Below are 26,296 nucleotides of genomic sequence, written 5' to 3'. Positions count from 1 at the left end.
CTTCAGACTGACGCTCACAAGGATGTAACTATGAACTTATCCATTAAAAACAAGCTTGTTCTGGCTATCGGGGTCATCATTCTGGTGATCACCTGCCTGCAGGTCTGGTACAACACCTCGCAACTGCGCAGCGAGACCCAGCGACTGGTCTGGAACATCATCGACGAAAGCTCCATGGCCAACGTCAAGGGGATCTCCCGCTGGGTCGACTCCCGGATCAGCATGGTCAGCACCACCAAGGAAGCATTCGCCAAAGAAGACGAGCCCATCAGTCATCTGGCCCAGTCCATGAATGCCGGTGGCTTCGACCTGGTCTATGCCGGTACCGCAGACGGCAAGATGATCCAGAGCAAACCGACCGACCTGCCCGCCGGTTATGACCCCCGTCAACGCCCCTGGTACAAGGACGCGGCCGCCGCAGGCAAGCTGGTCATCACAGCCCCCTATGCCGACATCTCCACCGGCCAGCTGATTGTCACCATTGCCGAGCCGTTCCAGCGTGGCAATACCCAGGGGGTCATCGCCGGTGACGTCTCCATCAGCTCACTGATCTCGGACATTCTGGCGGTCACCACCGAGGGCACCTACGCCATGCTGGTGGACAGCAATGGCACCATCATCGCGCACCCCGATGCCTCCCTGAGCCTGAAATCCGCCACCGCTCTGGCACCGGAACTGACTGCGGCCTATATCAATCAGGTCGCCCATGACGGCATGATCAACGAGCTGGTGATCAGCGGCAAGAAAGAGGTCTATGACTTTAATGCCATTCCCAATACCAACTGGTATTACGGCATGATGGTGGATGAAGAGATCGCCTACCAGTCGGTACGCCGCATGGTTACCTCCTCCCTCATTCAGGGGCTTATCACCATACTGATCGTGGCTGGCTTCTCCTATGTCGCCATCAACGGCTCGCTGGCCCCTCTGAAAACCCTGGGCGAAGCGATTGCCGATCTCTCCCGTGGCAACGGCGATCTGACCCGCCGGATCAAGATTGAACGTGAGGATGAAGTAGGCGCGGTTGCCAAACACGTCAACACCTTCATCGAGCGGATCCATGTGATGGTGCAGGATATCTCCAACTCTTCCGGCCAGCTCAACCAGCAGGCCAAGTCCTCCCACAGCATGGCGGAGAAGGCCAATCAGGGTCTGGCACGCCAGCAAAACGAGATCTCCCAGATCGCCACTGCGGTACACGAGATGTCGGCCACCGCGGTCGAGGTCGCCAGCAACGCCGAGCAGACCGCCGAAGCGGCCCGCAGCTCTTCCAGCAGCTGCGAGCATGGCAAACAGGTGATCGCCCGCAACCAGCGCTCCATCACCGATCTGGCCACCCAGGTGGAACAGGCCTCCAACATCATTCAGGAACTGGAGAAAAACGCTCAGGAGATCAACACCATCCTCTCCACTATTCAGGGCATCGCCGAGCAGACCAACCTGCTGGCACTCAACGCAGCCATCGAAGCGGCACGTGCCGGTGAACAGGGTCGCGGCTTTGCGGTGGTAGCCGACGAGGTGCGCGTCCTGTCACAGCGTACCCACAGCTCCACCGTCGAGATCCGCAATATGATCGAAACCCTGCAACGCAATACCCAGGGAGCGGTCAGCACCATGCACGAAGGCCAGCTGCTGGCCCAGAACAGCGTGGATGACGCCAACAACGCCACCCACGCGCTGGAGCAGATCACCACCTCGATCAACCAGATCTCCGACATGGCGACCCAGATCTCCAGCGCGGCTGAAGAGCAGCGGGCCGTCACCGACGAGGTAAGCCGCAACATTCAGGCGGTGAAAGATGTCTCGGACGAACTGGCAGTGGATGCAGACAGCTCACGCCATCTCTCTGAACAACTTAAAAATATTTCGGGTGAACTGAGCAATCAGGTCGGCATGTTCCGCATTTGAGCATGAGCAAAAGGGGCTGTACAGGCCCCTTTTATTTTTCTAAATAGCGCTTAATTTTCAGTGAGTAATCTCACATTACCCGCCAAATCCCCCACCTTGAAATCCTTGTAATTCGTCTGAAATTATCAGATCACCGCCGTGGTCACCGCAGCATTTCGGATTACCTATTTCTATCCGAATAGATAAACGCCAATAATTCTCATTAAAAAATTACAATAAAAAACTTAAAATTTTTTTCGCGAGTACCTAAAAAGAGAGGTGATTCGCATTTTATTGAAAGAAAACTACGTACAATCCAGAAGTTAAAGTGCTCGTAGCTAGGTGTTCAACTGCTCAGTAACACCAAAAAATGACGATAATAACGACATTTTCATCCAGGGATTTGGGTGTTTTATAGAAAAATAACCAATAAAAAGGGAATAAAACCTAGCAGTTTGACTTGCATCAAGCCTGAATTTTTTTCATAGAGCAAAATCGTGCCCAGCAAATCTATCCCTAAGGAGGCAGATGTGGATATTATCAAGACCGATGTGGCCATCATCGGTGCTGGCGGTACCGGCTTACGCGCCGCTATCGCTATAGCCGAATCACAGCCAGACCTGGACATCGCCCTGATTTCCAAGGTTTACCCGATGCGCAGCCACACGGTTGCTGCCGAAGGCGGCGCCGCCGGTGTCGTCCGTGATGACGACTCCCTCGAAAACCACTTCAACGACACCGTCTCCGGTGGTGACTGGCTGTGCGAGCAGGACGTAGTGGAATACTTCGTCAACAACGCGACCAAAGAGATGATCCAGCTGGAGCACTGGGGTTGCCCCTGGAGCCGCAAGCCGGATGGCAAAGCCAACGTGCGTCCGTTTGGTGGCATGAAGGTTCCGCGTACCTGGTTCGCCGCAGACAAGTCCGGTTTCCATATTCTGCACACCCTGTTCCAGACCTCCGTCAAATACCCGAGCATCAAGCGCTTCGACGAGCATTTCTGCCTTGATCTGATCGTGGACGACGGCCGTGTCCAGGGCGTACTGACCTTCGACATCCAGAACGGTATCACCCGCTTCATCCAGGCCAAATCCGTGATCGTGGCAACCGGCGGCGCTGGCCGTGTCTATCGCTACAACACCAACGGTGGCATCGTCACCGGCGACGGCATGGCACTGGCCTACCGTCACGGCGTACCGCTGCGTGATATGGAGTTCGTCCAGTATCACCCGACCGGTCTGCCGGGCACCGGCATCCTGATGACCGAAGGTTGTCGTGGTGAGGGTGGCGTCCTGCTGAACAAGGATGGCTACCGCTACCTGCAAGACTACGGCTTGGGCCCGGAAACCCCGATCGGCCAGCCGAAGAGCAAATACATGGAGCTGGGTCCGCGCGACCGCGTTTCCCAGGCATTCTGGCAAGAGCAGCAGAAAGGCCGCGTCATTCAGGGCCCGATGGGCGATGTGGTTCACCTCGACCTGCGTCACCTTGGCGAGAAGTACCTGAAAGAGCGTCTGCCGTTCATCTGCGAACTGGCCAAAGCCTACGTCAACGTGGATCCGGCCAAAGAGCCTATCCCGGTACGTCCGACTGCCCACTACACCATGGGTGGTATCGAGACTGACAACAAGTGTGCCACCCGTCTGCCCGGCCTCTACGCCGCGGGCGAATGTGCCTCCGTCGGTCTGCACGGTGCCAACCGTCTGGGTTCCAACTCCCTGTCCGAGATCGTGGTATTCGGCAAGCTGGCCGGTGAGCAGGCAGGTGAATTTGCCAAGACTCAGAAGCATGGCAATACCGAAGCGCTGGCCGCCAAGGCCGAGGCGCTCATCAAGCAGCACCTCTCCCTGATGGACATAGACGGTACCGAAAACCCGGCCGATATCCGCAACGAGCTGGGCATGTCCATGGAAGCCGGTGTCGGTATCTACCGTACCGAAGAGCTGATGCAGGGCACCATCGACAAGATCAACGAGCTGAAAGCCCGTTACAAGAAGGTCAAGATCAACGACAAGTCCTCTGTCTTCAACACCGATCTGCTGTACGCCATCGAACTGGGTTACATGCTGGACGTGGCTGAAGCCATGGCGCACTCCGCTATCAATCGTAAAGAGTCCCGCGGTTCCCACCAGCGTCTGGATGGTTACGAAGAGCGCGATGACGTGAACTTCCTCAAGCACACGCTCTCGTTCTACAAAAATGGCGAAACGCCCTCCATCGATTACTCCGATGTGAAGATCACTAAGTCCCAGCCGGCAAAACGCGTGTACGGCTCCGAGGGTGAGAAACAAGACGAGGCTAAGAAGAATGGCTGAGATGATTGAAATTGAGATCCTGCGCTACCGTCCGGAACAGGATAACGAGCCCTGGATGCAAACCTTCCAGGTGCCATACCAGAGAGAGATGTCTCTGCTGGACGCCCTGCAGTACATCAAGGATCACCTGGACTCTACCCTAAGCTTCCGCTGGTCCTGCCGGATGGCGATCTGCGGCTCCTGCGGCATGATGGTCAACGGTGTGCCCAAGCTGGGTTGCAAGGCGTTCCTGCGCGACTATCTGCCGGGCAAGATGACCGTCGAGCCGCTCAACAACTTCCCGATCGAGCGCGATCTGGTAGTCGACATGTCCGACTTCATCGAGAAGCTGGAGAGCATCAAGCCGTACATCATCCCGAGCGAGCCGCGCAGCCTGTGTGATGGCGAGTACATCCAGACTCCGGCCCAGATGGCGCAGTACAAGCAGTTCTCCCAGTGCATCAACTGTGGTCTCTGCTACGCGGCCTGCCCGCAGTACGGCATCAACAAGAAGTTCACCGGTCCGGCGGCACTGGCTCTGGCCTATCGCTACAACGTCGATAACCGTGATGCTGGTGCCAAAGAGCGTATGCGCATCATCAGCCAGGACGAAGGCGTCTGGGGCTGTACCTTCGTGGGCTACTGCTCCGAAGTGTGCCCGAAGGGCGTCGATCCGGCGGCGGCCATCCAGCTTGGCAAGGTCGAAAGCGCCAAGGACTACATGATCGCCATGTTCAAGCCAGATTGAGAGCAGGATTGAGACCATGAACAACACTGATAGCAAACGTAAACCTTACGTCCGCGAAATGAAGAAAGACTGGTGGCTGAAGAACGCCTTCTACACCGGTTACATGATCCGTGAAGGCACCAGTATCTTCGTCTCCATCTACGCCGTTGTGCTGATGTGGGGCCTGATGCGCCTGGTTCAGGGTCAGGAAGCGTTCAACGGCTGGCTGGAATCCCTGCAAAGCCCGATCGCCATCCTGTTCCATGTCGTCGCTCTGGCGGCGTGCCTGTTCCATGCCAAAACCTGGTTCGCCCTGGCGCCGAAAGCCATGCGTATCTTCCGTGGTGAAGACCTGGTACCGGAGAAGCCGATCGTTCTCGCCCAGTATGTGGCGCTGGCGGTGGTGTCCCTGCTTGTCCTGATCATCGTGGCCTGAGGAGAAAACAATGAGACGTTCTGACGAACCAATTTACTGGGGTCTGTTTGGTGCGGGTGGCATGGTTGTGGCCATGCTGCTGCCGGTCATTGTCCTCATCACCGGTCTGCTGGTGCCCATGGGCATCATGGACGTGGAAACCATGAGCTACGATCGCGTTCACGCCTTCGCCAGCTCCTGGTGGGGTGCCTGCATCCTGCTGGTGATCATCGCCCTGCCAATCTGGCACGGCATGCACCGTATCTACCACGGTCTGCATGACCTGGGGATCCACACCACCAAGCTGCACCACTACGTGTTTTATGGCTTTGCCTTCCTGGTATCTGCCATCACCGTTGGCCTGCTGATGGTACTGGTACTCCAGTAATCAGCACGTGACTGATTGACCAAACCGGGCCTCGCGCCCGGTTTTTTATTGCCCCTCTCTTCTATCCCCGCGATTTATTCACTCAAACAATTCGATAAAAACCAGATTATCGTCCAATCACATGACGATCACCGTCACATAACCCCAACACATACCCCATCTGCAGTGAACCCTTTTGACCACCATCAATTTAGTGACATCTATATCAATTATAATTATTCAGATTAAATAATTATTCATATGGAGCTAACTAATGACAGACAAAACACGCTCGGTGAGCATAGGCAGTTACCTGGCACTGGCCTTCGCCGTGGTCTTCTTCTCCGGACTGCTGCAATCCGGCGAGTGGTATGGGGTATTCGATTTCACCACACTGAACGGCTCGTTCGGCACCATGGTGCAGAGCGTCAGCGAGAATGGTGACGGCATCAAGACCGCCATGACCGACATGCGCGGCAAAGGGGGCAATGGGGCACGAGACGGCTTTCTGTTCGCCCTGACCCTGATCCCCACCGTGATGTTTGCCCTTGGCATGATCAACGTGCTGGAACACTACGGCGCGCTGGAAGCGGCCCGCAAGTTGCTGACCCCGCTGCTGCGTCCGCTGATGGGGATCCCGGGCAATACAGGTCTGGCACTGATCGCCTCCCTGCAGAGTACCGATGCCGGTGCCGCCATGACTCGTCAGCTCAAGGATGAAGGGCTCATCACCAAGCGTGAAACCGACGTGTTCACCATGTTCCAGTTCTCCGCTGGAGCCACCATTGTCAACTTCTTCTCCTCCGGCGCCGTGCTGTTCACCCTGACGCTGGCGGATGGCAGCCCGGCGGTCAGCTCCTCCATCGGTCTGGCTGTCATCGTGATGTTCGCCTTCAAATTTGTCGGGGCCAACCTGTTCCGGGTCTACCTCAATATGAGCGAAGGCAAGCAGACCGATAACAACACCCAGCAGACCCTCAACACTCAGGAGCAAGCCAAATGAGCCAGGCCAACATCAAGAAACCCATCGTCACCGATATCTTCGTCGAAGGGGCCAAGAAGGGCTGGGTCATCGCCACCACCTCCACCGTACCCAACGTACTGATGGCCTTCGTCATCATCAAGGCGCTGCAGATCACCGGCGCGCTGGATGCCATGGGCGCCATTTTCTCCCCCGTCATGGCCATCTTCGGGTTGCCCGGTGAGGCGGCAGCCGTGCTGATCGGCGCCTGGATGTCGATGGGCGGTGCAGTCGGTGTGGTCATCACCCTGTTCGATCAGGGGATCCTCAACGGCACTCACATCGCCATTCTGGCGCCAGCCATCTACCTGATGGGCTCCCAGGTGCAGTACATGGGCCGCATCCTCGGCTGCATCGGCACCGAAGGGCGTTACATCCCCATCATGGTCGCCATCTCGGTACTCAACGCCTTCGGCGCCATGCTGGTGATGAACATCCTTCTCTGACCCGAACCTGATAGTGGAGTAAGCAATGACTTTTTCTCTGGATCAATACCTGACCGAACTGGCCCCGCTGATCAATCTGGATTGCGGATCCCTGTACCAGCCGGGCATTGCGGCAGTGGCCGACCTGATGGCCGCCAAATATGAGGTGATGGGCGGCTGGCAGATCAAACGGGTCGACTGCGGCATCGCCGGGGTCGGACTGGAGATCCGCAACCAGCCTGATGCGGCACAGATCGATGTAATGCTGATCGGCCATATGGATACCGTCTTCCCCCTCGGCACCGCCGCCGCCCGCCCGATGAGCATCGATGGTGAGCGCGCTTACGGTCCCGGTGTCTCCGACATGAAATCGGGGCTGCTCAACATCGTCTATGCCCTGCGTGAACTGCCCCGCGAGGTGCGCGATCGCCTGAGCATCTGCGTCTGCATGAACCCGGACGAGGAGATCGGCTCCCTCCACTCCAGTGACTGGCTGGCAGCGGTGGCCAAACAGGCAAAACAGGTGCTGGTGGCCGAAGCGGCCCGCGCCGATGGCTCGCTGCTCAAGGCGCGCAAGGGGATGGCCCGTTATCGCATCGATTTCACTGGCAAGGCGGCTCACGCGGGCAACGAACCGCAGAAGGGGCGCAGCGCCATCACCGAGCTGGGCCACTGGATCCTGGCCATCAACGCCCTGACCAACTTCGAGAGCGGCACCACCCTCAACATCGGCATTGTCGAGGGGGGCAACGGCGCCAACATAGTGCCGGCCCATGCCAGCGCCGTGGTAGACGTCCGCTTCTGGGACAATCAGGAGTACCACCAGATCGACGATCATCTGCTGACCCTGGCCGAGCGGCCCCATCTGGACGGTGTCACCATCCAGCTGACCCGCGAGGCCCACAAACCGGCCATGGTGCCGTCCGAGGGTACTCAGGCACTGATGCTGCTGGTGGAAGAGTGTGGCGCCGAACTGGGACTGCCGATCAGCTGGCAAGAGGTGGGGGGCGGCTCTGATGCCAACCTGACCGCTGCCCTCGGCATCCCTACTCTGGATGGTCTGGGCCCCATCGGTGCCGGTTTCCACAGTGACGAGGAGTATCTGGATCTGACCAGCATTGCCCCGCGCATCGAGCTGCTGGTGAAGGTACTGACCCGTCTGGCGGCCTGACAGCCTCTCACGTAAAAAAGGGCCAGCCGGTTTGCTCCGGCTGGCCCTCTGTGTATCTGCCCCCTCCCCCCCCCCAGAATGACAGCAACCCTTCGCTATTACTCCATCGTTGGCAAGAAGCGGCGCATCACCTCATCCGTATGCCCCCCTTCCTGAAATGCCACCAGCGACTGATTGAGGATGTTCACCAGCTCGTGACCGCGGGGAGAGCCCTTGCTCACCAGCAGATAGAATCCCTTGCGGCTGGGCAGGGCGAGATTGAGCAACCCGCTCTCGCTGCGGTAGATGCCAAGGCTGATGCCTGCCACCAGAGGTTCGATTTCGCTTGGCAGAAAGTCGCAGCGATCCCGCTCCAGCATATCGAGCGCCTGCTGCAACTGCTTGACCCGGCGTGGCTCCTGCGCAAGCCCGTAGGGGGTGTAGTTGTAGCCTATCACCCCGCACACCCGGGAGCGATTGACCGTCTGCAGATCCGGCGGTTCAGGGTAGCGGCGCTTGAGATAGAAGAAACCGAGGTGGGTGTAATAGAGGGGAACGCTGTAGAAGGCAAACTCGGCCCGCTCCGGCTTGTAGCTGGCATCCCAGGTCAGCTCGCACAGACCATTCTGGCGATAATCCGCCAGCTCCTGCTGCACCCGCGCCCAGGGCAGATAGCGGATCTGGTGCGAGAGCCCGCTCTGTTGCAGGGCATCGAGCACCAGCGTCGTCGCCGAACCTGTCAGGCGGCTGGTATCGGGCACACCGTCCTTGCGCTCCCAGTAGGTAAAGGGGGCCCACTCGTTGCCCTCCCCCAGACAGATCTTCACTGGCGGCTCTTGCCCCCATAGCGCGGGGGACAAGATGGCCATCGCCAATCCCGCCCACCATGTTGCCACTCGTTTCATCTCCCGCTCCCGGACTGTTTATCCCTCTTGCAGCTTAGCCCAGAAGGGATTTTGCTCACTTTGCAGGGGCGCTTTCATGCTACAACGTCAGCAAGTTGGCCGGAATGGCACCATAACGAAGCTGCGGTGTCTGGTGCCAGTCAGCCAGCTTTTGCAGGGCTTTCGCCAGATCCTGCGCAAGCTGACGGGTCACTCTCACCCCGGCCTCCAGATAGAGGCTCTTGATCTCGAAGATCCCCTGCTGACGATGAGCCTTGGCATCCATCCTGCCCACCAGCTTGCCGCGATGGAGCAAGGGCAACACGAAGTAGCCATACTGGCGCTTGGGGGCCGGGGTATAGCATTCGATGCGATAGTCGAAGTTGAACAGCTCACTGGCCCGTTTGCGATCCCACACCAGCGGATCGAACGGCGACAAAACGGTGGTATGGGTAGCCTTGAGACGGCCCTTCTTGGCTTGCACCAGCTCATCAGCCAGCGAGGCGTGCACAAAAGCGCCGTGCTGCCATCCCTCCACTCGTACCTGCAACAGCTCCCCCTCGTCCGCCAGTTGATGGAGCAGGGCGTCATATTTGCCGCGCCGCAGCCGATAGTAGTCAGCGACCCAGCCAGTTTTGACCAGCCCCAGCGCCCGGCAGCTGGCGCGCACCATATCCCGCTGCGCATGCTCGACGCTTGGCAGATCCCGCTGGTCGCTCCACTCGGGGATGACCCGTTCGGCCAGGTCATAGACCCGTTGAAAGTTGCGCCGCTCCCGCACCATCAGCTGACCGGTGGTAAACAATACCTCCAGATGGCGCTTCTCCGGTTTCCAGTCCCACCAGCCATTGCCCTTCCCCTCTTTGCGCTCAAAATCGGCCGCCCGTACCGGGCCGTGCTGGCGAATGCGTTCGATAAGCTGGCCAATCTCCTGCTGATGGGTAGCGAGCCAGTTGGCCGAAAACTTCCACCCCATGGCGGCAGGGTCAAGCATTCGGTGGCGCAGCAGCCGGTAATCCTCGCGGGGCACAAAGCAGGCCTCGTGGGCCCAATATTCGAAGATCTCGCCGTCGGCCAGCAGTTGCTCCAGCCAACGCGGTTCGTACTGGCCAAGGCGGCTAAAGAGCACCAGATAGGGGCTGCGCGCCACCACCGAGATGGTATCGATCTGCAGCAGCGCCATGCGGCGAATGGTGGCCAACAGGTCGGCCGGAGTCGCCTTGCTGCGGCGGGGGACGAGCAGCCCTTGCGCCGCCAGTTGCAGATGACGGGCATCTTGCAGTGACAAATGGGTAATCGACATCAACAACCGCTCCCTGGTATCTGACCATCGCGCGCCCGGCGGATGGCCAACAAAACCGGGGGAGGCTCCACGTAGGCATGCCTCCCCTTCCTTGTGTGCCTGCGCCGCTATGAGTGGGCCGGGGGCAAGACCAGCTGATTGACCACCAGCATGATCTCTTGATAAGTGGCCTCTACCGTCTCGGGGGTCGGCTCCAGAATGAGGTCATCGGCATAGCCGTTGATGAGGGAGGTGATCTGGCGCGCCAGTCGCCGGGCATCGCCCGCCACAAACTCGCCGCTGTCGATCCCCTTTTGCAGGATCAGCTCCAGCACCTCGCGCCACGCCAGAATGATTTTGCGGTAGCTCTCGGCAAACACAGGGTCGCGCAGTGACTCGTTCCAGGCATCCAGATAGATGGCCCAGGAGGCATCCTGACTGGTCGGCAGGTTGTCCCGCACAAAGAGCGGCAACGCTTCGCGGGCAGGCAGCGGCAACAGCCACTCCCGCTGCTCGGCGATCTCCTGATAGGTGAAACGCTCCACGGCGCAGAGGCAGAGCTCCTTCCAATCCTTGAAGTAGTGGTAGACGTGACTGCGCGCCAGACCGGTGCGCTCGGCAATATCACGGGTTGACGATGCCGCCATCCCCTTCTCTCGAAACAGGGCCAGTACGGCCTCGATGATCATCTCTTTGCGCTGTTCTGCTGATGGGCGTGCCATCTGACCTCCTGCGATACCAATCGATCTGCTTGACTTTGAGCAGTCGCTCAAACAAACTTTGAGCACTCGCTCAAACTTAGCGTTTCCGACATCTTAGGAGATAACCCATGACAACACCAACCACTTCGGCAGCCAGTTGCGACGAGCAGGCCACGCCGTTGCCACACTCGGCCGGTCGTTCGCTGGGGGCGATTGCGCGGGCCAATCCCCTCAAGCTGGCGGGCACCTTCTCGCTGGTGGCCCTCGAAAACATCCTGCTGGTGGTCTATCCCCTGTTCGCCGGCTTTGCCATCGACGCCATCGTCAAGGGCCAGTGGTGGCAGGCTTCAAGCTACGCCCTCATCGTGCTGCTGTTCTGGCTCATCGGCGCCCTGCGCCGAGCGGTCGATACCCGCACCTTTACCCATATCTATGCGGCACTGGCGGTGCCGGTGATCCTGACCCAGCGCCAGCAGCGGGAGGGGCAATCCACCATAGTGGCGCGGGTCACTCTGGCGCGGGAGTTTGTCGACTTTTTCGAGAAACATATCCCGATCCTGGCCACCAGCCTGATCTCCATCGTCGGGGCGGCCGTGATGCTGATGGTGATCGAGTTCTGGGTCGGCATCGCCTGCATGGGGATATTGCTGCTGTTCGGCCTGCTGCTGCCCGGCTTTTCGCGCAAGAACCAGCTGCTGCACGAGCGGCTCAACGATCGGCTGGAGCACGAGGTCAAGCTGGTCACCCATGCCCAGTCAACCAGCCTCGCCCGCCACTACCGCGCGCTGGCCTGGCTCCGAATCCGGATTTCGGATCGGGAGGCACTCGCTTTTCTGGCGGTCGGCATCAGCGCCTCCCTGCTGTTCCTGCTGGCCATCACCATGCTGATGGCCCAGCCCCAGGTCTCGGCAGGCCATGTCTATGCTGTGATGACCTACCTCTGGAACTTTGTCACCAGCCTGGATGAGGGGCCCGGTCTTGCCGATCAGCTGGCCCGGCTGCGAGATATCGGTCGCCGGGTCAATACCGCCCAACCTGATGAACTGATTTGACATTTTGTATCTGTAACCGGAGTAGAAGATGAATCCGACCACCCTTTGCCAACGAGCGTTGACCATGTGTATCAGCTGTTTTTTCCTCGCCGCCTGCGGCCCCAAGATGAGCGACTTTGAGCCCAACACCAGCTACTGGTTCAAGGAGAAACCGGCAGAGGAGAGTGCCCCGCTGGCGCAAGACCTGAAGGTCGATATCGCCATCATAGGTGGCGGCTACAGCGGCCTCTCCAGTGCCTGGCATCTGGCCAAGGCCAATCCGTCGCTCAAGATCGCCATCTTCGAAGCCAAGCAGGTGGGCAGCGGCGCCTCGGGCCGCAATGGCGGCATGGTGCTGCCGGGCTCCGAGGTGATGGATCTCTACGAAGAGGGGGAAGCGAGCAAACGCCACTACGATCTCACCGTCGCCAGCATGCGCAAGCTGCAGGCGCTGGTCGCCTCAACCGGCGTCGAGGCCGATCTCAAGCTCGATGGCTATGTGGAGGCGATCCTCGATGAGGAGGATATAGCCGAGTACCGCGACTATGTGAAAACCGCCAATCGCCTCGGCATCCCGCTCCAGTACTGGAACGCCGATACCACAGAGGAAAAACTCGGCACCGATCGCTACGCAGGCGCGGTCTACGACCCCAATGGCGGTCAGGTACACGCCATGAAACTGGTCAATGCCCTGCGCAAGGCGGTGGAGCAGGCGGGCGTCACCATCTACGAGCAGAGCCCGGTAATGGGGATCAAGGAGGGCGAGCAGATCGAGCTCAATGTGGCCGACAAGTACAATGTGACCGCCGACAGCATAGTGCTGGCGACCAACGGCTATACCTCAAAACTTGGCTACTTCAGCGGGCGAGTATTTCCGGTGCACGCCCAGAGCGCCGTCACCGAGCCGCTTACCAAAAAACAGCTTGCCGCCATCCAGTGGCAGAGTCGGGTGCCCTACTACGACACCCGCAACATCCTGTTCCATCTGGTATTGACCCCGGATAACCGCATCGTCATCGGTGGCGGCAATGCCGAGTACGTCTTCAACGACGGCCTCAACTACAAGGGCGACCTCAACCGGGTCAGCGAGATGATGATGACCGAGCTGGTGACCCTCTATCCGGCCCTCAAGGGGATCAAATTTGAACAGGTGTGGGACGGGGTGCTCGGCATGACCGGCGACAGCACTGAAGCGGTGGGGGTAATGGGGGAGCACAAGAACATCTACTACGCCCTCGGCTACAACGGCCACGGCATCAACCTCTCCTTCCTGTTTGGCGATATCGTAGCCAGCCTCTATCAGGGCAAGGAGCACCCCTGGTTCAACCACGCGGAGCAGACCCTGCCAATGTGGCTGCCGCCGGAGCCGTTCAAGTCAATCGGCGTCAAATCTGCCCTGATGTACTACCAGTGGCAGGACAAGGGCTACAAGGAGTAGAGCAGGGCAAGAACCCGACGAGTAACAGACGAAGGCACGCCTCAGGGCGTGCCTTTCTGCAATACCGCCACATCGGCGTGGGGGAAGCTGAGCTCGGCCTGCCAGCTGGCGGCCAGCACCTGAAACGATGCCTCGGCAAAGAAGACGATGTGGGTTGGGTCGTGGCGATAGCGCCAGTTTTTAAAGCGCTCGTCACCGAGCACCCGCTGAGTCTGCAGCACCAGCAGGCCACCGGGCTTGAGGCAATCCCACAACTGCGCCAGCACCGTGCGCGGCTCGGCGATATGCTCGATCACCTCGGTACTGGTGATGAAGTCATACTGACGCGTCAGCAACTCGGGAAAGTCGGCATAGAACTTATCATATCCAACCATGTCGTAACCCGCCTCACGCCCCATCGCCACCAGCGCAGGGCCGGGACCGCAGCCAAAATCGAGACCACTGGCAGGTAGCGGCACTCGCGCTAGTACCTCACCAAATGCCCGCATCAGAAAAGTGCGATAACGGGGATCATCCACCCGATTGTCGTGACCGTCATAGACCGCCTTCTCCGCCGCCTCATCCAGATGATCCGCATCATCCAGCCAGACCAGCTCGCACGCGAGGCAGCGATGATAGCGTTTGCCCGCCACCGGCAGGGGATAACTGCGATGGCTGGCACACAGGGGGCAGCTGACGGTGGATGACATGGCGGTTCCTCTTGGGGGCTTCCTGTTGGATAACAGCGGCGCAGATTGCCTGCCCGCTGCCTCGCTGACAACTTTTTTTGCTCCTTAAGGGTTTCTTAAGTTTGCCCTTTTACTCTCAAACCATCGCAAGAGAAGGAGTCCCCCATGACCATCGAGATCCAGGCCCCCTACCGATTGCTGCTAGCCAAGTCCCCGCAGCAAGTCATGGCGCTGCAAACCTATATCCAGGCCGCCTACACCCTCGAGTTCAACGCCCGCATCCCCCATTTTCTCCCCTGTCTGCTGGGGCTCTATCGGGCGGACGGGGCGCTGGTCGGTGCCTGTGGTCTCAATCATGCCAGTGAGGGGCCTCTCTATCTGGAACAGTATCTGGAGCAACCCATCGAGGCCGCCATCAACACCCGCCTCGGGGTCTATCCGGCACGCAACCGCATTATCGAAGTGGGCAATCTGGCCTGCAGCGAACCGGGCAATGCCCGTCTGATGTTCGCGGCCCTGTGCCGCCTGCTGTGTGAAAACGCCCTCGACTACGTGGTCTTTACCGGCACCGCCAAGCTGCGCAACAGCTTTGCCCGCCTGCAACTCAATCCGGTGGAGCTGGCCCCCGCACAGGCCCATCAGGTGGGGGCCGACGCCGACGCCTGGGGTGAGTACTACCGTTGCCAACCCAAGGTGATGGTGGGCGACATCAATCAGGGGCGCGAGGTGCTGGCCCAGCGCAGCCTGCTGCTCAATCTGCTGGCCCCCATGCCGACCCTGTTTGAGGATGGCGGCAAAAGCAGTGATAACCAGCCCCATCAAAAAAGGTGCGCCCAATGAGCCTGTTCGACGCCATCGCCAAACATGCCCACGAGGATCCGCAATCCCCTGCGCTGCTGAGCAGCCAGCAGCGTCTCGATTACCAGACCCTGTGGCAACAGATCCAGCGTCTGGCCAGCCAGCTGCAACAGCTCGACATCAGCCGTCTGGCGCTGCAACTGGACAACGGCCTGCCCTGGGCGCTGCTGGATCTCGCCTGCACCCGCGCAGGTATCGTGGTGATCCCGGTGCCCCACTTCTTCAGTCAGGCCCAGCAGGCCTGGTTGCTGGAGAGCAGCGGCGCCGATGCGCTGGTGGGCCCATATCATCAGGGGTGGCATGCCGCCGAGCCGCTCTCGCTGATCACCGGCGAGCTGCCGCTCTGGCGCTATATCCCGGCCAATCGACCGGCGCTGCCCAAGGGCACTGCCAAGATCACCTACACCTCCGGCACCACGGGCCAGCCCAAGGGCGTCAGCCTGTCACTGACCCAGATGATGGCAGTGAGCCATGCGCTGGCCGAGCGGGTCGCGCCAGCCAAGGTGGAAAAACACCTCACCCTGCTACCGCTGGCCACCCTGCTTGAGAACATCACCGGCCTCTATGTGCCGCTGCTGACCGGCGCCTGCAGCCGCATTCCGTCCCTCGGGGAGCTCGGTTTCACCGGATCCAGTTCGCTCAATCCAGCCATGCTGGGGGAAGCCCTGCTGCGCTGGCCGACCCACAGTCTGGTGCTGGTGCCCGAACTGCTGCGCCTGCTGCTGGCGCTCTGCACCAGCACCCCGACGCTGGCCCAGCAGCTCAAGAGCCTGCGCTTTATTGCCGTCGGTGGCGGCAAGGTAGCACCCGACCTGATCAAACATGCCCGCCAGCTCGGCCTGCCGGTATACGAAGGGTATGGCCTCTCGGAGTGCGGCTCCGTGGTGGCGCTCAACAGCCCGGATGCTGACAAGCCCGGCAGCGTCGGCCGCCCCCTGCCCCACTGTCAGGTCACCATCGCCAGCGACGGCGAAATTATGGTGAGCGGCAGCGCCATGCTGGGGTATCTCGGCAGCAACGAACCGACTCCCGAACAGATTGCCACCGGCGATCTGGGCCATCTCGATGAAGAAGGCTACCTCCATATCACCGGGCGCAAGAAGAATGTCCAGATCACCTCCTTTGGCCGCAACTTCTCCCCCGAGTGGGTGGAGGCCGAAGCACAGCTCTGCCCCGCCATCGCCCGCATCGTGGTCTTTGGCGATGGTCAGCCCGCCAACGTGGCGCTGATCCAGCCCCTGCCGGGCAAAGAGGCGGATCTGCCACGCCAGATCGCAGGTCTGAACCAGCGGCTGCCCGATTATGCCCGGCTGCACCACTGGTTGCCGGTGGCGCTGGATCAACATCCCGGGCTGCTGACCGGCAACGGGCGCCCCCGTCGCAACGAGATTTACCAACACTTTTTCCGGCAAATCAGCCAATGCCTTACAGGAGAATCGTCATGAGCTTCTATCAGACTCTGCAACAAGCCACTGCCAGTGAGCGTGAACATCTGTTCAACGCCCCCATTATCGAAGCCTGTCGCCGTGGCGATATCAGCCGTGACACCTATCTCGCCTTTCTGGCACAGGCTTACTACCACGTGCGCCACACAGTTCCGCTGCTGATGGCAACCGGCGGCAAGCTGGGTCAGGAGTACGAGTGGGTGCGTGGCGCCATTGCCGAGTACATCGACGAGGAGTATGGCCATCAGGAGTGGATCCTCAACGATATCCGCGCCTGTGGCGGTGATGCCGAGGCGGTGCGCCACGGCCAGCCGGGGCTGCCCATCGAGCTGATGGTCGCCTTCCTCTACGACCAGATCCAGCGCGGCAACCCCATGGGCTTCTTCGGCATGGTACAGGTGCTGGAAGGCACCAGCGTGGCCATCGCCCTCACCGTCGCCGACCAGCTGAAAAAGGGTCTCGGCCTGCCACCCCAGGCGATGAGCTATCTGAGCTCCCACGGCGCCCTGGATCAGGAGCACCTCAAGTTCTTTGAGTCCCTGATGGATCGGGTCGAGAGTCCGGCGGATCAGGCCGCCATCATCCACGGGGCCAAGGTGGTCTACCGCCTTTATGGCGAGATGCTCTACAACCTCACCGCCACACCGTAAGTCGGCAGCGGATCAGCAGACAGCAAAAAGGGAATCCATACCATGAACCTTGAAGGGAAACTCGTGCTGCTCACCGGCGCCAGCGGTGGCATAGGTGAGGAGCTGGCACAGGAGCTGGCGGCCCAGGGGGCACACCTGCTGCTGCACGGTCGTCGCGGCCCGGCACTGGAGCGGCTGTGCAAGTCACTGCCTCATCCCGAGCGCCATCAGGTGGTGCTCGCCGACCTCGGCTCTGCGCAGGAGCGGGCCAAGCTGTTGCAACACCCGGCGCTGGAGGACGGGATCGACATCCTGATCAACAACGCTGGCTGCAACCAGTTTGCCTGGCTGGAAGATCAGAGCTTCGAGCAGGTGGAGCGCCAGCTGCTGCTCAATATCGAGGCGCCCATCCAGCTCACCCGTGCCCTGCTGCCAACCATGCGCAAGCAGGGGATCATCATGAACATGGGCTCGAGCCTGGGCAGCATCGGCTACCCCGGTTACAGCGTCTACTGCGCCAGCAAATTTGCCCTGCGCGGCTTTAGCGAAGCGCTGGGACGGGAGCTGGAGGGGAGTGGTATCAAGGTGCTGCACTTTGCCCCCCGCGCCACCCGCACCAAGCTCAACTCCGAGGCCGCTTACGAGATGAATGCGGCGCTCGGCACCCAGACCGACAGCCCGCAGGAGGTAGCCGAAGAGGCGGTCATCGCCCTGTGCAACGAAACCCGCCGCAGCTGGCTCGGCTGGCCGGAAAAGCTGTTCGTGCGGCTCAATGCCCTGCTGCCCGGCATCGTCGACAAAGCGCTGGCCAGACAGCTGCCGATCATCAAACGTTATGCCCGTCATCTTCAGCCAGGGACGACTGATACCGGCGCCAACAGTGCGCCACAACCAGACTTGTCCCGCCCGATCCAGACCAAGAAGGAGCATTAATATGAATTTTTTCCGTCAATCCGTGACCTCTTGTGCCATCGCCATCCTGCTGGGATCCACCTCAGTCATGGCCGCGAGTGATGCCCTCGTCCCCATCCAGCAACAGTGGGCCGTCTGCCAGTATCAACAGAGCGGCAAGGCGAAAGAGAGCTGCCTCGAAACCTTGAGCACCCAGGCCGAAGCGGCCAGCGCCAAGGAGCCTTTTCGCGCCGATCTGCTGATCTGGTCGGCCATCGTCAAGAGCACCTGGGCGGGGGCCAAAGGGGGGCTGGGGGCACTGGGTCTGGTGAAAGAGGCCAAAGCCAAGCTGGAGCTGGCACTCAAACAGGATCCCAAGGCGCTGGACGGCTCCGCCTATACCAGTCTGGGCTCCCTCTACTATCAGGTGCCCGGCTGGCCGGTCGGCTTTGGCGATGACGAAAAGGCAGAGCAACTGCTCAAGCAGGCGCTGGCCATCAATCCGGATGGCATCGATCCCAACTTCTTCTACGGTGACTTCCTGCTGGATCAGGGTCGCAAGGCCGAGGCCAAAACCTACCTCGACAAGGCGCTGGCCGCCCCGGCCCGCCCGGGTCGCGAAGTGGCCGATGAAGGGCGCAGAATGGAGATCCGCGATCGGCTGGCCAAGCTATAAAACCCTGATGGATCAAAGAACTATTTAAACTCTGCCCACCAGCTTGCATACTGGTGGGCAGGGTTGTTTATGCCACGGCACGCCCTGGCGCTGAGCCAGATCGCCACACCCAACAAACAGGGAGAAAAGAATGCGGATCCTGCTGGTGGAAGATGATGTGATGCTGGGGGATGGTATGCAGGATGCACTGCGCCATAGCGGCTATACGGTGGACTGGCTGCAACAGGGGTTGCCCGCTCTGGCAGCCCTCAAGAGCAACGAGTTCGCCGCCCTGATCCTCGATCTCAATCTGCCCGACATCGATGGCCTCAGCCTGCTGCGCAAGTTGCGGCGTGAAGGACACCAACTGCCGGTGCTGATCCTCACCGCCCGCGATGCGCTGGACGATCGGGTGGTCGGCCTCGATGCCGGCTCCGACGACTACATGGTCAAGCCCTTCGCCCTGCAGGAGCTCAACGCCCGCCTGCGGGCCCTGGTTCGTCGCAGCAAGGGGCAGGCTCAGGCGGTGCTGGAGTATGGCGATATCCTTATCTATCCCGAATCCCAGCAGGTCACCTATCAGGGGGAGGCGGTCAAACTCACCCCCCACGAATACAAGTTGCTGCAGGAGCTGATCAGCCAGAGCGGCCGGGTGCTGAGCAAGGATCAGCTGCAACAGAGCCTCTACGGCTGGGATGAAGGCGCCGAGAGCAACGCGGTAGAGGTGCATATCCACCATCTACGCAAGAAGTTCTACAGCGACCTCATCCGCAATATTCGCGGGGTAGGCTACATCATTCCCCAGCTCGAACAGCCAAGCCGGACACCCGCACGATGAAACGTCCGCGCTCCATTCGCCGCTTTCTGCTCACCGGTATCCTGACGCTGGTGAGCCTGAGTCTCACCATCAGCGCCTTTATCGGCTACATGGAGGCGAGCCACGAGATGGAGGAGCTGTTTGATGCCCGCCTCGCCCAGTCGGCCCGCATCACCAATCAGCTGCTGGCTCGCTACATGGCCCAGCAGGGGCAACTGCCCGCCAACGGCACCGTCTATCAGGAGTGGGAGGCGCAAAATCCCGATGAGTGGCAAAAAGACCCCAGCCTCAACCTGACCGGCGAGGATCGGGAGATCACCCCCTACGGCCACGAGTTCGAACGCAATCTCTACTTCCAACTGCTCGATGAAAAGGGCGGCTTGCTGCTGCGCGCCCCCAGCGCCCCGGATCAGCCGCTGGTCACCCTGGCCATCGGCTTCGACACGGTCGAAAAAGATAATCACCAGTGGCGCACCTTCACTCTCTACAACCAGCAGGAGCAGACCTGGCTGGTGGTGGCCGAGCGGGACGACGAGCGCAGCGAACTGGCCAGCAAGATGGCCACCCTCACCATGCTGCCGCTGCTGATCACCCTGCCCTTCCTGCTGGCCCTGCTCTGGTGGCTCATCACCCGCGGGCTGGCCCCCCTGCGTCAGCTGGCCCAGGCCATCAGTGAACGTCACCCCGCCAACCTGAGCCCGCTCAGCCTCAAGATAAGCGCTCAGGAGCTGACCCCCCTCACCAACGAGATCAACCGGCTGATGCAGGCGCTGGCGGAGACCATAGAGCGGGAGAAACAGTTTACCAACGAGGCGGCCCACGAGCTGCGCACCCCGCTGGCGGTGCTGCGGATCCACAGTGAAAATGCCCTGGCTGCCGAAGATGAAGTGAGCCGCCAGCAATCCCTGCACAAGATGCTGCAGGCCCTCGATCGCAGCGATCGGCTGATCCGCCAACTGCTGACCCAGGCCCGCATCGACAACCAGCAGGGGCTGGTATTGACCGAACTGGAGGTGGGCCACCTGCTGCAAGGCACCCTCGCGACCCTGGCACCCATCGCGCTCAAGAAGGATCAGCAGCTGTCGCTGGAGTGTGAATTGCCGCAGCTGGTGATGGGGCAGGCCACCCTGCTCGAACTGCTGTTCAGCAACCTGATCGACAATGCGCTGCGCTACACCCAGCCGGAGGGTGAGATCAGGGTGCGGGTACTGCGAGAGGGCAACCGGGTGAGGGTGGATGTGAGCGACAACGGTCCCGGCATTCCCGCCAGCGCCTTGCCCCGGCTGTATGAACGCTTCTTTCGGGTCAATCCCCAGCAGGGGGATGGCGTGGGTCTCGGCATGGCCATCGTCTCGCGCATTGCCCAGCTGCACGGCGCCGACCTCGATGTCCACAACCGGCCGGAAGGGGGGCTGGAGGTGAGCGTCTGGCTACCGACCCACACCCACTCCCTGCCCTGATCCGAAAATAACAACGCCTCCCGAGGGAGGCGTTGTTTATAGATAATTAGCACGCTGACGCTACGCGACTTGTCGCCGCGCCATCACCGGCAGATCAGGCAAGCAGAGCATCCAGACCTGCAGTCACCGCCTCCATGCGATGCCCGCCAGAGTGTTCAATCACATAACGCTTGCCCACCTGGGAAGAGGCATCCAGCCCGAACACACCATGTTCCACCTTCTGGCTCAGCGGATCCCCGCTGGTGTTGACGTGGGTGACATTGGCATCGTCCAGCTTGTGAGCGAGGCGATCCCGCAATCCGACATGCAGCCCCATGCTGTTGAACGCCGTGACCTTGAGCCCGTGCTTGATGCCGGCATATTGCGCCAGACCGCCCCCCAATGAGTGGCCCAGCACCTCGACCTTGCCGCCATACTGCTGGGCAAAGGCCTTGACCAGCCGGTCGGCATCTTGAAACGCGCTGTCCTTGATGCCAAGGGCCGCGCCAGCATCGCTCTTCAGGGTGCCGGGGCGTTTGGCAGGCTGAGTGCCCACAAACGAGAGCACCATGGTATCGCCACGCTTGTAAACGGCGACCTTGAGCGCAGACCAGGCATCACCTGTCAGGATAAAGGGGTCATTCTCGTTCTTGCCTGGGGTGACATGAAGTGTCAGGGCACTCCCGGTGCCACCGGAACCATCTTCACGGCGGGCCAATATCGAAGGGGGAATATCTGCCAGCGTGGCGTGACTGTAGCCTGCCGGCATCTCCCGATAACTGCTGGAGCAGCTGACCCGCGCCAGCAGGGCCGCATCCATCACCGCTCTCGCCCCCTCGGCAGTCAGCGGTTCCTGCTGCGCCTTCGCCACGAAGGCCGGTTTGATGATCCCCTTGGCGGCACTCAAGGCCTGCTGTGAGCCTTGTTGCAACCGCTCTGACATACCGAGCGGCAGATGGGAGGCCCCCTTCATCACGCTACCCGCCAACCCCAGAGAGGAGGAGGCCACCAGACGCGCCGCTGACTCGCCAAGGTTTTTCACCCCGGTCACCCCGGCCGTCACCGCACCGCTGGCCACGCTGCTGACACCACCGGTGATATTGGCCAGCCCTTTGATGATGGCGCCCGTCCAGTAACGAGCTTTGCCCTTGGCACTCTGGGCATGGGAATCATGGCCGCCCTGGATGGCGATGCCAATCTTGCGAGCCGGGGCACTGAGGGTCAACCACTTGAGCGAGGTGTTCAAGACCTTGCCCGGCAGAACCCGGGAGCCGAAGCCGAGGCTGGTATAGTGAGAGGCCAGATTATGATGAACCGAGTGCTGGCGAGATGAGGATTGCACCTCCCCATGCTCATGAGAGGCCACAGCGGTAGCGCGCTGGGGTTGTCCAATGCTTTGAATAGACATCTTCTACTCCTGATTAATACCAATGACGATCCATCAACACGGGATCATGACGCCAGATAACGGGGAGGGAATGGCAGCTGTCTCCTGCCGGGCGTGCAACGCCTGCAATTGCGTCTGCAAGGTGACGCCGAGATCAAGAAATTCGCCCAGGGTCTGCGTAAACAAAGTTTTATCGAGCATTTCGATGAGAGAGGAAAAGGTCAGCACCAGATGGTTGCTGCGACTGTCCAGACTGATCTGGCTTCCCCCCGTGGTCAAACCAAACATGTTCAGCTCAAGGGCCGAGCGGGTCAGCTGCAACTGACTTACCGCATCGTCAGGCAGACGCAGCAAGGGGATATAGAGGTAGCATGCCTGCAGATCATCGTTATCGGGCACTTCGACCAGGCACTCGCTATCCAGACCGAATGGCACACGGCAGTGGCCATCGCTGCCCAGACTCAAGGCTACGCCCTGCTGTTCGCCCGCGAGCAATAGCCATTCAGATACGATTTGTTGATAGGGTTTCACTATGATGCACTCCACGCTCAAGCCCTTGCTGGCGAACGAACTCGCACGCTTCAGGGTATGGTGGAGATGCTACCTCTGGTAGAGGGGCGGGGATTTAGCTGTGAAACGGCGTTTTTTAGATTCACGCCGAAATTGCCCCTAACGGCAGGCGGGCTGTACGGTAAAGGTCCGACTGGAATCCACCGGGCCCAGCTCCGCCAGCAGACGTCGGCCCAGCAGCACCGGATAGATCATCTTGCTGCGATCCCGCAGGGTGAACCACTCCTCATACACCTTGTCTCCCAGACAGATGGACATGGTCACCGTTGGCCGCTGCTCCATACCGCCCGCCCCGCGCACCGTCACGCTGCGCTCGACCCGCCGTTCGAACTGTTGTTTGACCAGTTTGCCGCTGTCGGCATCGGTCACCACCAGCATGAAGCGCACCCAGGGCTTGCCATCCCGTTTGAATCTGGTGATGGAGCGTGCATCAAGGGAAGAGGTGAGCGCACCGGTATCGAGCTTCATCTTCACCGCCACGCCGGTAGGCAAAATAAGCCCCTTCTCGATCCAGCCATAGCTGGTCGGGGTCTCAGCCAGCGCACTGCCACACAGTGCCAGCATCAGGGTGATCCCCACCATCATCTTGCCCATTTTACTGCCCTGCCTTGTCAATCCTGCGCCCAGATCTACCACAGTCCCATTGTGGGTCAATCCGATTTATTTCAGCTACTTGGATAATATCTGGCGGATCAGGAGAGAGACGACAAAGAGTGGCCGAACGGCGGCCCAAGCGGGCAGGAATATCGAAGGAGAGCAATGCACCGAACGGTGCTGGATGAAACTGGTGGTTAACCTCAGGTTGTGACGCCAAAGGCTACCACAAGGATTTACAAATTATCAGTCTTGTTCTGAAGGGATTTTTGCCTACACTGTTGTAAACCGGAGGGCCTGAAAACCACCGGTTTTTTTGCGCCTGCCGAAAATTTGCCACTGCAAAAGTGACTTTCAACAAGGCTCAATAAGGAATTTGTAATGCGTATCGAAGAAGACTTGAAGCTCGGTTTCAAGGATGTCCTGTTCCGCCCCAAGCGCTCTACTCTCAAGAGCCGTTCCCAAGTAAGCCTGACCCGTCAGTTCACCTTCAAACACACTCAGACCCAATGGCAAGGCGTACCCGTCATCGCCGCCAACATGGATACCGTCGGCAGCTTCGCCATGGCGCGCACGCTGGCCGGTTTCGAGATGATGACCGCGGTACACAAGCACTACAGCCTTGAGCAGTGGCAAGCTTTCGTCAACGAGACCGACCCGGCGCTGCTGGGCCATGTGATGGTCTCCACCGGCACCTCGGCTGAAGATTTCGCCAAGACCCGCCAAATCCTCGCCATGTCCGAAGCGCTGCGCTTCATCTGTGTCGACGTGGCCAACGGCTACTCCGAACACTTCGTCGAGTTTGTACGCAAGATTCGTGAAGCCTGCCCCAACCACGTCATTCTGGCGGGCAACGTGGTGACCGGCGAGATGGTCGAAGAGCTGATCCTCTCCGGCGCCGACATCGTCAAGGTCGGCATCGGCCCGGGCTCGGTCTGCACCACTCGCGTCAAGACCGGTGTCGGTTATCCGCAACTCTCCGCCATCATCGAGTGTGCCGATGCGGCCCACGGCCTCGGCGGCCAGATCGTCGGTGACGGCGGCTGCACCTGCCCTGGCGACGTCGCCAAAGCCTTCGGCGGTGGCGCCGACTTCGTCATGCTGGGTGGCATGCTGGCAGCCCACGAGGAGTGCGGTGGCGAGATCGTCGATGTAGACGGCGCACCCTTCATGAAGTTCTACGGCATGAGCTCCTCCAGCGCCATGGACAAACATGCCGGCGGCGTTGCCGAATACCGCGCCTCCGAGGGTAAAACCGTGCTGCTGCCCTACCGCGGCCCGGTCGAGAACGCCGTGCGCGACATTCTGGGCGGCGTGCGCTCCACCTGTACCTACGTCGGCGCCAGCCAGCTGAAAGAGTTGACCAAGCGCACCACCTTCATCCGGGTTCGTGAGCAAGAGAACAACGTCTACGGCAAGGAGTAACCTGCCGCAGCGACCGTCACGCGCTGACGGTTAGAAGCCAGTCAACCGGTGTGCTACCCTGCGCACCGGTTTTTTGCATCCGGGATCCCGCGCCATGACAACTCCCCTACCCCCGTTTGACTGGGACATCTTCTGTTGCGTCGTCGACAACTTCGGCGACATCGGCGTCACCTGGCGACTCTCCCGCCAGCTAAAACGGGAGGGGAATATTGCGGCACATGGCAATGAGGTTCAGGTGCGGCTCTGGGTGGATGACCTGGCAAGTTTCGCCCGCATCTGTCCAGGTCTCGACCCTGCGCAGGATGGCCAGTGGGTCGATGGCATCTATATCCAGCACTGGCATGAGACCCTGCCGAGCGACATGACCCCGGCCAAGGTGGTGATCGAAGCCTTTGCCTGCGAGCTGCCCGCCCCCTTCATAGAGCTGATGGCGAGCCAACCCAGCCCCCCATGCTGGATCAATCTGGAGTACCTCTCGGCGGAGAGCTGGGTCGAGGATTGCCACGGCCTCGCCTCACCCCAGCGTGTTGGCAATAAAAGCCTCAACAAATACTTCTTCTTCCCGGGCTTTACCGCTAAAACCGGCGGCCTTTTGTGCGAGCACGACCTGATCGCCGAACGGGAGCTGTGGCAGCAAGATGATGCGGGACTGGCAGCCTACTGGGCCAGTCTCGGTTTGCCGCCAAAACAAGAGCACGAGCTGCGGGTCAGTCTCTTTACCTACGAGAGCAATGCGCTGAAGAGTCTGGTCGAGAGCTGGTGCCAGAGCGCCACGCCCGTCACCCTGCTGCTGCCGCTGGGGCGCTCTCTCAACGATGTGCTCACCGGTGCCGGTCTGGCAGATGCCATCACCACCGCCCAAGCGGGGGATCTGCTCCACGCGGGCAACCTCACTATCAAGCTGCTGCCGATGACCGATCAGGCCGGATACGATCGGCTGCTGTGGAGCTGCGATCTCAATCTGGTGCGTGGGGAGGACTCCTTCGTACGGGCCCAGTGGGCGGCTCGTCCTTTCCTCTGGCACATCTACCAACAGGAGGAGGAGGCCCATCTGGTCAAGCTGGAGCAGTTCCTCGACCACTATCTTGCTGATCTGCCTGCCGATTGCGGCCAATGGCTGCGCAGCTTCAATCTGGCTCTCAACCGTGGTGAAGATTGCCGCGAACTCTGGGCCCAATGGCCGCAATACAGCGCGATTTGGCTGCAACATGGGCGAAGCTGGTCACAGAAGTTGCTCCGGGATGGGGATCTCGTCACACGGTTGGTGAAATTTTTAGAAAGCCGTATATAATCTGG

The 26,296-nt window shown here is 60.2% G+C and carries 26 protein-coding genes; 19 read left to right on the top strand and 7 right to left on the bottom strand.

Annotation, left to right across the window (positions count from 1 at the left end):
- Positions 1-30 precede the first annotated feature (30 nt).
- The 8 genes from ACTG2T_RS14780 (at position 31) to ACTG2T_RS14745 (ending at position 8,307) form a co-directional block, all read left to right on the top strand.
- Positions 31-1,908, top strand: coding sequence for a methyl-accepting chemotaxis protein (locus ACTG2T_RS14780; RefSeq protein WP_021229777.1), 1,878 nt, complete (start codon positions 31-33; stop codon positions 1,906-1,908).
- A 509-nt stretch (positions 1,909-2,417) separates the two neighbouring features.
- Positions 2,418-4,202 (top strand): fumarate reductase (quinol) flavoprotein subunit, encoded by a 1,785-nt coding sequence (frdA, locus tag ACTG2T_RS14775; RefSeq protein ID WP_047437968.1) that lies wholly within the window; start codon positions 2,418-2,420, stop codon positions 4,200-4,202.
- On the top strand, positions 4,195-4,929 hold the full coding sequence (locus tag ACTG2T_RS14770) for a succinate dehydrogenase/fumarate reductase iron-sulfur subunit (protein ID WP_005335057.1): 735 nt from the start codon (positions 4,195-4,197) through the stop codon (positions 4,927-4,929). Before frdA ends, ACTG2T_RS14770 begins: the two co-directional genes overlap by 8 nt.
- A gap of 16 nt (positions 4,930-4,945) precedes the next feature.
- Entirely contained in the window at positions 4,946-5,344 is a 399-nt protein-coding gene (locus tag ACTG2T_RS14765; protein WP_005335058.1) for a hypothetical protein, read from the top strand.
- Between the two features lie 10 nt (positions 5,345-5,354).
- Positions 5,355-5,711: a fumarate reductase subunit FrdD gene (gene frdD, locus ACTG2T_RS14760; RefSeq protein WP_040098079.1), complete on the top strand. Its 357-nt coding sequence runs from the start codon at positions 5,355-5,357 to the stop codon at positions 5,709-5,711.
- Positions 5,712-5,964: 253 nt separating this feature from the next.
- Entirely contained in the window at positions 5,965-6,693 is a 729-nt protein-coding gene (locus tag ACTG2T_RS14755; protein WP_005335061.1) for a nucleoside recognition domain-containing protein, read from the top strand.
- Positions 6,690-7,157 carry a YjiG family protein gene (locus ACTG2T_RS14750; protein ID WP_005335063.1) on the top strand — a complete coding sequence of 156 codons (468 nt, stop codon included), beginning with the start codon at positions 6,690-6,692 and terminating at the stop codon, positions 7,155-7,157. Before ACTG2T_RS14755 ends, ACTG2T_RS14750 begins: the two co-directional genes overlap by 4 nt.
- 25 nt (positions 7,158-7,182) lie before the next feature.
- Positions 7,183-8,307 carry a M20 family metallopeptidase gene (locus tag ACTG2T_RS14745; protein WP_330125231.1) on the top strand — a complete coding sequence of 375 codons (1,125 nt, stop codon included), beginning with the start codon at positions 7,183-7,185 and terminating at the stop codon, positions 8,305-8,307.
- Between the two features lie 98 nt (positions 8,308-8,405).
- On the opposite strand, the gene ACTG2T_RS14740 is transcribed toward ACTG2T_RS14745, so the two are convergent.
- The 3 genes from ACTG2T_RS14740 to ACTG2T_RS14730 all read right to left on the bottom strand — a co-directional run bounded on the left by ACTG2T_RS14740 (position 8,406) and on the right by ACTG2T_RS14730 (position 11,174).
- Positions 8,406-9,155 (bottom strand): substrate-binding periplasmic protein, encoded by a 750-nt coding sequence (locus ACTG2T_RS14740; protein WP_330125265.1) that lies wholly within the window; start codon positions 9,153-9,155, stop codon positions 8,406-8,408.
- 115 nt (positions 9,156-9,270) lie between these two features.
- Entirely contained in the window at positions 9,271-10,473 is a 1,203-nt protein-coding gene (locus ACTG2T_RS14735; RefSeq protein WP_330125232.1) for a winged helix-turn-helix domain-containing protein, read from the bottom strand.
- 107 nt (positions 10,474-10,580) lie between these two features.
- Positions 10,581-11,174 carry a TetR/AcrR family transcriptional regulator gene (locus ACTG2T_RS14730; RefSeq protein WP_109867214.1) on the bottom strand — a complete coding sequence of 198 codons (594 nt, stop codon included), beginning with the start codon at positions 11,172-11,174 and terminating at the stop codon, positions 10,581-10,583.
- A gap of 107 nt (positions 11,175-11,281) precedes the next feature.
- On the opposite strand from ACTG2T_RS14730, the gene ACTG2T_RS14725 reads away from it, so the two are divergent.
- Both ACTG2T_RS14725 and ACTG2T_RS14720 read left to right on the top strand, forming a co-directional pair.
- Complete coding sequence (locus tag ACTG2T_RS14725; RefSeq protein WP_330125233.1) at positions 11,282-12,205, top strand: ABC transporter six-transmembrane domain-containing protein; 924 nt, start codon at positions 11,282-11,284, stop codon at positions 12,203-12,205.
- Positions 12,206-12,233: 28 nt separating this feature from the next.
- A complete protein-coding gene (locus tag ACTG2T_RS14720; protein ID WP_330125234.1) occupies positions 12,234-13,622 on the top strand; it encodes an NAD(P)/FAD-dependent oxidoreductase in 1,389 nt (462 codons plus the stop codon).
- Between the two features lie 41 nt (positions 13,623-13,663).
- On the opposite strand, the gene ACTG2T_RS14715 is transcribed toward ACTG2T_RS14720, so the two are convergent.
- Complete coding sequence (locus tag ACTG2T_RS14715) at positions 13,664-14,311, bottom strand: class I SAM-dependent methyltransferase (protein ID WP_330125235.1); 648 nt, start codon at positions 14,309-14,311, stop codon at positions 13,664-13,666.
- Positions 14,312-14,455: 144 nt separating this feature from the next.
- Here ACTG2T_RS14715 and ACTG2T_RS14710 point away from each other — a divergent pair, with 144 nt between their 5' ends.
- From ACTG2T_RS14710 to ACTG2T_RS14680, 7 genes are all read left to right on the top strand, one after another.
- Positions 14,456-15,130, top strand: a complete 675-nt coding sequence (locus ACTG2T_RS14710) for a thermostable hemolysin (protein WP_330125236.1) — start codon at positions 14,456-14,458, stop codon at positions 15,128-15,130.
- Positions 15,127-16,593, top strand: coding sequence for an AMP-dependent synthetase/ligase (locus tag ACTG2T_RS14705; RefSeq protein ID WP_330125237.1), 1,467 nt, complete (start codon positions 15,127-15,129; stop codon positions 16,591-16,593). The genes ACTG2T_RS14710 and ACTG2T_RS14705 overlap by 4 nt, the downstream gene beginning before the upstream one ends.
- Entirely contained in the window at positions 16,590-17,243 is a 654-nt protein-coding gene (locus ACTG2T_RS14700) for a TenA family transcriptional regulator (RefSeq protein WP_005362310.1), read from the top strand. The genes ACTG2T_RS14705 and ACTG2T_RS14700 overlap by 4 nt, the downstream gene beginning before the upstream one ends.
- 42 nt (positions 17,244-17,285) lie before the next feature.
- Positions 17,286-18,155, top strand: coding sequence for an SDR family oxidoreductase (locus ACTG2T_RS14695; protein WP_330125238.1), 870 nt, complete (start codon positions 17,286-17,288; stop codon positions 18,153-18,155).
- A gap of 1 nt (position 18,156) precedes the next feature.
- On the top strand, positions 18,157-18,789 hold the full coding sequence (locus ACTG2T_RS14690; protein ID WP_139494120.1) for a tetratricopeptide repeat protein: 633 nt from the start codon (positions 18,157-18,159) through the stop codon (positions 18,787-18,789).
- Between the two features lie 130 nt (positions 18,790-18,919).
- Positions 18,920-19,606: a response regulator gene (locus ACTG2T_RS14685; protein WP_139429381.1), complete on the top strand. Its 687-nt coding sequence runs from the start codon at positions 18,920-18,922 to the stop codon at positions 19,604-19,606.
- A complete protein-coding gene (locus ACTG2T_RS14680; RefSeq protein ID WP_330125239.1) occupies positions 19,603-21,045 on the top strand; it encodes an ATP-binding protein in 1,443 nt (480 codons plus the stop codon). The genes ACTG2T_RS14685 and ACTG2T_RS14680 overlap by 4 nt, the downstream gene beginning before the upstream one ends.
- 94 nt (positions 21,046-21,139) lie before the next feature.
- Here ACTG2T_RS14680 and ACTG2T_RS14675 read toward each other — a convergent pair whose 3' ends face one another.
- The 3 genes from ACTG2T_RS14675 to rloA3 form a co-directional block, all read right to left on the bottom strand.
- A complete protein-coding gene (locus ACTG2T_RS14675; RefSeq protein ID WP_330125240.1) occupies positions 21,140-22,432 on the bottom strand; it encodes a phospholipase in 1,293 nt (430 codons plus the stop codon).
- A gap of 33 nt (positions 22,433-22,465) precedes the next feature.
- Complete coding sequence (locus tag ACTG2T_RS14670) at positions 22,466-22,942, bottom strand: CesT family type III secretion system chaperone (protein ID WP_234881970.1); 477 nt, start codon at positions 22,940-22,942, stop codon at positions 22,466-22,468.
- A 138-nt stretch (positions 22,943-23,080) separates the two neighbouring features.
- Complete coding sequence (gene rloA3 / locus ACTG2T_RS14665; RefSeq protein WP_005335097.1) at positions 23,081-23,575, bottom strand: retropepsin-like aspartic peptidase RloA3; 495 nt, start codon at positions 23,573-23,575, stop codon at positions 23,081-23,083.
- Positions 23,576-23,956: 381 nt separating this feature from the next.
- Here rloA3 and ACTG2T_RS14660 point away from each other — a divergent pair, with 381 nt between their 5' ends.
- Positions 23,957-25,000 carry a GMP reductase gene (locus tag ACTG2T_RS14660; protein ID WP_139439959.1) on the top strand — a complete coding sequence of 348 codons (1,044 nt, stop codon included), beginning with the start codon at positions 23,957-23,959 and terminating at the stop codon, positions 24,998-25,000.
- A gap of 94 nt (positions 25,001-25,094) precedes the next feature.
- Positions 25,095-26,291: an elongation factor P maturation arginine rhamnosyltransferase EarP gene (gene earP / locus ACTG2T_RS14655; RefSeq protein ID WP_330125241.1), complete on the top strand. Its 1,197-nt coding sequence runs from the start codon at positions 25,095-25,097 to the stop codon at positions 26,289-26,291.
- The last annotated feature ends 5 nt before the right edge of the window (positions 26,292-26,296 follow it).

Origin of the sequence: Aeromonas sp. 75A (genome assembly GCF_051919425.1) — a bacterium.
GTDB classification, from domain to species: domain Bacteria; phylum Pseudomonadota; class Gammaproteobacteria; order Enterobacterales; family Aeromonadaceae; genus Aeromonas; species Aeromonas veronii.
This window is presented reverse-complemented; position numbering and strand designations above follow the sequence as displayed.

What these genes read in the sequence shown, in the direction of transcription:
- earP (WP_330125241.1), top strand. Translation starts at nt 25,095, where the DNA reads ATGACAACTCCCCTACCCCCGTTTGACTGGGACATCTTCTGTTGCGTC.
- ACTG2T_RS14695 (WP_330125238.1), top strand. Translation starts at nt 17,286, where the DNA reads ATGAACCTTGAAGGGAAACTCGTGCTGCTCACCGGCGCCAGCGGTGGC.
- ACTG2T_RS14680 (WP_330125239.1), top strand. Translation starts at nt 19,603, where the DNA reads ATGAAACGTCCGCGCTCCATTCGCCGCTTTCTGCTCACCGGTATCCTG.
- ACTG2T_RS14740 (WP_330125265.1), bottom strand. Translation starts at nt 9,155, where the DNA reads ATGGCCATCTTGTCCCCCGCGCTATGGGGGCAAGAGCCGCCAGTGAAG.
- ACTG2T_RS14660 (WP_139439959.1), top strand. Translation starts at nt 23,957, where the DNA reads ATGCGTATCGAAGAAGACTTGAAGCTCGGTTTCAAGGATGTCCTGTTC.
- ACTG2T_RS14710 (WP_330125236.1), top strand. Translation starts at nt 14,456, where the DNA reads ATGACCATCGAGATCCAGGCCCCCTACCGATTGCTGCTAGCCAAGTCC.
- frdD (WP_040098079.1), top strand. Translation starts at nt 5,355, where the DNA reads ATGAGACGTTCTGACGAACCAATTTACTGGGGTCTGTTTGGTGCGGGT.
- ACTG2T_RS14780 (WP_021229777.1), top strand. Translation starts at nt 31, where the DNA reads ATGAACTTATCCATTAAAAACAAGCTTGTTCTGGCTATCGGGGTCATC.
- rloA3 (WP_005335097.1), bottom strand. Translation starts at nt 23,575, where the DNA reads ATGGGCAAGATGATGGTGGGGATCACCCTGATGCTGGCACTGTGTGGC.
- ACTG2T_RS14745 (WP_330125231.1), top strand. Translation starts at nt 7,183, where the DNA reads ATGACTTTTTCTCTGGATCAATACCTGACCGAACTGGCCCCGCTGATC.
- ACTG2T_RS14735 (WP_330125232.1), bottom strand. Translation starts at nt 10,473, where the DNA reads ATGTCGATTACCCATTTGTCACTGCAAGATGCCCGTCATCTGCAACTG.
- ACTG2T_RS14685 (WP_139429381.1), top strand. Translation starts at nt 18,920, where the DNA reads ATGCGGATCCTGCTGGTGGAAGATGATGTGATGCTGGGGGATGGTATG.
- ACTG2T_RS14705 (WP_330125237.1), top strand. Translation starts at nt 15,127, where the DNA reads ATGAGCCTGTTCGACGCCATCGCCAAACATGCCCACGAGGATCCGCAA.
- ACTG2T_RS14690 (WP_139494120.1), top strand. Translation starts at nt 18,157, where the DNA reads ATGAATTTTTTCCGTCAATCCGTGACCTCTTGTGCCATCGCCATCCTG.
- ACTG2T_RS14730 (WP_109867214.1), bottom strand. Translation starts at nt 11,174, where the DNA reads ATGGCACGCCCATCAGCAGAACAGCGCAAAGAGATGATCATCGAGGCC.
- ACTG2T_RS14770 (WP_005335057.1), top strand. Translation starts at nt 4,195, where the DNA reads ATGGCTGAGATGATTGAAATTGAGATCCTGCGCTACCGTCCGGAACAG.
- ACTG2T_RS14750 (WP_005335063.1), top strand. Translation starts at nt 6,690, where the DNA reads ATGAGCCAGGCCAACATCAAGAAACCCATCGTCACCGATATCTTCGTC.
- ACTG2T_RS14725 (WP_330125233.1), top strand. Translation starts at nt 11,282, where the DNA reads ATGACAACACCAACCACTTCGGCAGCCAGTTGCGACGAGCAGGCCACG.
- ACTG2T_RS14700 (WP_005362310.1), top strand. Translation starts at nt 16,590, where the DNA reads ATGAGCTTCTATCAGACTCTGCAACAAGCCACTGCCAGTGAGCGTGAA.
- ACTG2T_RS14755 (WP_005335061.1), top strand. Translation starts at nt 5,965, where the DNA reads ATGACAGACAAAACACGCTCGGTGAGCATAGGCAGTTACCTGGCACTG.
- ACTG2T_RS14715 (WP_330125235.1), bottom strand. Translation starts at nt 14,311, where the DNA reads ATGTCATCCACCGTCAGCTGCCCCCTGTGTGCCAGCCATCGCAGTTAT.
- ACTG2T_RS14765 (WP_005335058.1), top strand. Translation starts at nt 4,946, where the DNA reads ATGAACAACACTGATAGCAAACGTAAACCTTACGTCCGCGAAATGAAG.
- ACTG2T_RS14675 (WP_330125240.1), bottom strand. Translation starts at nt 22,432, where the DNA reads ATGTCTATTCAAAGCATTGGACAACCCCAGCGCGCTACCGCTGTGGCC.
- ACTG2T_RS14720 (WP_330125234.1), top strand. Translation starts at nt 12,234, where the DNA reads ATGAATCCGACCACCCTTTGCCAACGAGCGTTGACCATGTGTATCAGC.